General features: G+C 38.3%; 1 protein-coding gene and 1 pseudogene. Both read left to right on the plus strand.

Annotation, left to right across the window (positions count from 1 at the left end):
• A pseudogene (locus tag HMPREF2979_RS07505) lies at positions 1-1,827 on the plus strand (glucosyl transferase); the annotation flags it as partial.
• 57 nt (positions 1,828-1,884) lie between these two features.
• A complete protein-coding gene (locus HMPREF2979_RS07510) occupies positions 1,885-5,448 on the plus strand; it encodes a KxYKxGKxW signal peptide domain-containing protein (RefSeq protein ID WP_070655955.1) in 3,564 nt (1,187 codons plus the stop codon).
• Positions 5,449-5,516: the final 68 nt, after the last annotated feature.

A 5,516-nucleotide genomic window follows, 5' to 3' on the forward strand; every position in this document is an offset into this window, starting at 1 on the left:
AAACATTGGGTAACTATTGCAGTGACAGGACTGGCTTTGGGATTGAGTTTTGCAGGACTCAACTACGCTTCAGCTGAAGAGCAGCCTACCCCTGTTAATGAAGCAACTGTTGAAGCCATCATCAAAGAAGGTGCTATTGACGTCGAGGCTCCAGCGACTAGTGAAGCCACAGCTAAACCTGCAGAAAACACAGCTACTACCGCTTCGAGTGAAGCTGCCACAGTATCAGAAGCACCAGTGGCCAGCTCTGAAGTTGCTTCAACAGAAACAGTCTCTGAAAAACCAAGCTCTGAAGTGACAAGCACAGCTAGTTCAGAAGTAGCCAGCCCGGAAACTGCAAATTCTGACGTAAGTGCTAGCCCTGAAGTAGTCGAAAAAACAGTGGTTACAGGTGGTCAATACACTAGCGATGACCAAGGTAACTGGTACTATGTTAAGGATGGCAAGGCGCTTACTGGTCTACAAACTATTGACTATGTAGACGTTTACTTTGATGCTGATGGTAAACAAGTCAAAGACGATACCCGTCAGATTGATGGTAGTACCTATCATTTTGCTAAGGATAGTGGTCAAATCACGCGCAATGCCTTTGCCTCTGACAAAATGGGTAATTGGTACTACTTTGGTCAAGATGGTAAAGCACTTACTGGTAAACAAATTGTTGATAACTTCACACTCTACTTCTACCCTAACGGGGTTCAAGCCAAGGATACCTTTGTCATTCTTGATGGTAATACCTATTATTTCCAAAAAGACAGTGGTCAACTGATTAGCAATCGTTATTGGTCTGATGACGAAGGCAACTGGTACTACAGCGATAAAGATGGTCGCCTCTTAATCGGTGCTCAAACTGTTGATTTTGTAAATGTCTACTTCTATGATGATGGTATCCAAGTTAAAGGGGACTTTGCGCCAAACGGCCATTATTATGATAAAGATACTGGTGCCCTCGTCACCAACCGTTATGTCGAAAAAGATGGCAAGTGGTACTCTGTCAATGATAAGGGCGATAAATTAATTGGTGCTCAAACTATAGATGGTGTAGAGGTCTATTTTGATAAAGAGGGTATCCAAGCCAAAGGTGTTTTTGCCAATGCTGATCATTTCTATGACAAAGACACAGGTGCTGCTGTCCGAGACCAAATCGTCGAAGTCGATGGCAAACGCTATTATGTTGGTACAGATGGTAGAAAAGTTTACTCAGGAACACATATTGTTCATGGTGAAGAAGTGAATCTTATCGTTGGAGATGGTCATCAAGGCTTCGGAGAATTCACATACTACGCAGATAGTGGAGACTATATCGGATTTGATGGTAAAAAGGTCACAAAAGCTGGTTTCGTCAGAACCAAAGATAATCACTGGTACTATCTAGACGGTAAGGGAGGCAAATTAGTCTCAGTTCAAGTTATCGATGGCGAACTCTACTACTTTGGACTTCCTACTCGTAAATACTACTACGGAATGCAAAGTAGAGGTGAGCTCATCTATGCGTATTACAGTGATACTATCCCTAACAGCAGCCACATCTACTATCTGGATGAAGCTACAGGCGCTGCTCTTAAAAATCAATACCATGAATGGGAAGGTAGTTGGTATTACTTTGGTCCAAACTGGTACGCCTTGACCGGTGAACAAACTATTGACAATGTCCCAGTCTACTTCCATAGTAACGGTAAACAAGCCAAGGGAGAGCTAGTCACCGTCGATGGTAAAATCCACTACTACGATGCCAACTCAGGTGCCCGTTTGTCAAATATTGACATTACTATCAAAGGGCAAACCTATCATTTTGATGCGGATGGTAACGGAACACTCATTAGTTAATGAAGTTATAAATACTCCTTCTTAAAATGACAGATTTAAAATGAAAGGAGAATTATCATGGAAAAGAAAGTACATTTTAAACTTCACAAAGTTAAAAAACATTGGGTAACTATTGCAGTGACAGGACTTGCTTTAGGATTGAGTTTTGCAGTTCTCAACTACGCTTCAGCTGAAGAACAGACTACCCCTGTTAATGAAGCAACTGTTGAAGCTATCATCAAAGAAGATGCTGTTGACGTTGAGGCTCCAGCAACTAGTGAAGCCACAGCTAAACCTGTAGAAAACACACCTGCTACCGCTTCGAGCGAAACTGCCACAGTATCAGAAGCACCAGTAGCTAGCTCTGAAGTGGCTTCAACAGAAACCGTTTCTGAAAAACCAAGCTCTGAAGTGACAAGCACAGCTAGTTCGGAAGCAGCTAATTCTGAAATTATACATTCTGAGGTAAGTGCAACAAATACACCTACAAACAACGAAACCCTCATCATAAGCACTTCTCCTGATAAAACAACTTTAGATACCTCACAAAAAGATGGTGATTTCACCATCACTGTTGAAGCGGAAGGTATCACAAAAAAGACAGATAAAAGAGAAAGTTTCGTTTCAGATGCAAATGGTGTTACCTATTATGTAGATGCAAAAGGGCAGCTGGTTACCGGACCAAAAGACATCAACGGTTTCCAATATTACTTTAACGATGACGGCACTATGGTAAAAGGTCAGCTTAGGAAAGTTGACGACAAACTGCACTTTTACGATGGAAACGATGGCAAGCTAGTAACAGATCGTTTTATTACATTCAAAGACAACCACTATATTCCAGAAGAAAACTATAGTAAAGTTGTTTACTTCAATGAACCTGCTTATATCGAACCAAACTATTATGTAATGCCTGGACTAGAACGTTACTATTTCGATAAAAATGGTAACACTCTTAAGAAAGGTCGTCAGACAATTTTAGGTAACGACTATTACATCTATGACAATGGCCAAGTTGCTGTTCATAGACTAATGGAATTAGATCACAAACGCTACTACTTTGATGACAAAGGGGCCTTAGCCAAAAACAAACAATTTCCTATCATCGAAAAGGGTTTATGGAAGTCTATGCCATATGTATTTTATTCAGACAACGATGGGGTAGCACATTATCTCAATAAACAACTAAACATTGTGACTTATCCGTTCCCAACTTACTATACTCTTCCTTCAGAAAATAATAGAGAATATCCAAAAAATCAATTTATGATGGACTACGAAGGTCGTTGGTATTACTTCAACAAAGACGGATTTTCTGTCACTGGACCTAAAACTATTGATGGCTTTGAACTCTACTTCCATGAATCATCTCGTCCAGAAGGACATCAAGCCAAAGGCGAATTCATTAATATTGATAATAAAATCTACTACTTCGACAAAGATAATGGTCGTAAAGTCAAGGATACATCTTTTGAGTTAAACGGTATCCATTATATCGCAGATAAAGAGGGAAATATCACTATTCAAGGTGATTCTAGATTCCATAACCAATATGTCAGCGATGATAAAGGCAACTGGTATTACTACAACGCCGATGGCAATAAACTCATTGGCGAACAAACCATTGATAACGTCAAAGTTTACTTTAAGGACAGTGGAGTCCAAGTTAAAGGACACTTCGCTCCGAATGGACACTTCTATGACAAGGATAGTGGTGAACTTGTTACCAATGCTTATGTAGAAGACAATGGAAACTGGTACTATGTCGATGAAAATGGTCAAAAACTCATTGGAAACCAAATTGTCGATAGTTATCATGTTTGTTTTGACGGTAATGGTCGTCAACTAAAAGGTGAGGCTAGCTACTCAAATTCAGGTCTACCAAAACATTACTATGATTTGCATAATGGACAAATGGTTATCAACTCTCTTATTCAAATCGATGGTAAGACCTATAAAGCTGATAATGAAGGTAAACTCTCTGAAGTACCATATGCTTTAAACTATCGCAACCAAATTGTTACCGACGAATTTGAAAACAGCTATTATTATGACTACCAAGGAATGATGGTTAAAAATCAATACGTTACTATCTATCACCTAGAAAATGACTATCTTAACCCTAAAATTAGAAAAGTCACCTATTATGCAGGATATGACGGAAAATTCCTTCACGGTCCCCAAACGATAAATGGTGTTGCTACTTATTTCAATGTCTATGGTGAACAAATCAAAGACCAGTTCGCAGACGATGGTTACTATTATGATAAAGATACCGGTGCTCGTGTTAATTTAGGAGTCAACCAATCAGTTATGATAAATGGTAAATGGTATTATCTTGACCATAACGGAAAGCAATCTAAAGGTGAGTTTATTAAACAAGGAGGAAACAAATACTACTACGACAAAATTAATGGTGAGCGTGTCATTGGAACACTTTTTGAAGTAAAAGACAAACTTTATATTTCAGACCAAGAAGGTATCATTACTGAAAAGAAAGATGATATCAAAAAAAATGGACTGTTCTATGATGACTACCACAATATCCATTATATGAATGATAATGGTCATCTAGCTAGGAACTTATACGTCCCTTCTGACCACAATGGATTTAGTGATGATACAAAACCATTTTACTATTTTGGTTCCGAAGGAATCGCTTTAAAAGGCGAACATACTATTAATGGTGAAACTGTATTCTTCGATGAAAATGGAGAGCAAGTAAAAGGAGGTTTCGCAAAAAACGGTAAATATTACAATAAACATACAGGTAGCTTAGCAAGAAATACTTTCAGAGATCGTACTGTAAGAATCGCTCGTGAATGGCGTGCTAATGGTATCTCAACTACATTCCGCTACTACCTAGATAATAGTGGCTACAAGGTGTCAGGTTATCAGATTATTAACGGTGAGGACTACTACTTCTACCCTGATGGACCACAGTTAAAAGGGGATTTCGCACCAGATGGTAGATATCACGATAAAGACACCGGAGCTTTAGTCACAAATCGTTATGTTCAAATAAAACCATGGCATTTTATCACCGACCTAGGTAATGACCCTATCGACCATAATTATGTTCAAGTATTTCAATTCGATAGATACCCTAGTCTAGTAGACACCTCAACTGGTGCAATTACTAGATATTTTGGTAAAAAATATTCTAATAGTTGGTACTACGTCGATGAAAATAGTCAAAAGGTAACTGGACACAAAACTATCGATAATGTAAAGGTTTACTTTGATAAAGATGGTAAACAAGCTAAAGGTATTGTTGCTGATGATGGTTATTACTATGACAAGAATACTGGTGAACTTGTTGACTTAGGACGTGACAAATTCGTTGACATTGACGGTTATCGTTACTATGTTGGTAGTGATGGTAAATGTTATAAGGGTGAACAAAAGATTGGAGATGATTACTACTATTTTCACGATGATGGTAGACTAGGCTACGATGAATTGCGAACAATTTGGGCGGGAAAAGACTACTACTACCATTATTATTACCCAAAAACTGGAAAACGTGCTAAAAATGTTGATATTACTTTTAATCACTCAATTCGTTACAAGGTGAAAGCTGAGCTTGTTCATTTCGATGAAAACGGTGATGGAAGGGTTATTAAATATATTTACGAATAATATTTATTTCACACATATAATTCCAATTTGTCTTTCAATGAAAGGAGAATTATCATGGAAAAGAAAGT

The organism is Streptococcus sp. HMSC078H12, assembly GCF_001814615.1.
In the GTDB taxonomy this organism is placed as follows: domain Bacteria; phylum Bacillota; class Bacilli; order Lactobacillales; family Streptococcaceae; genus Streptococcus; species Streptococcus salivarius_F.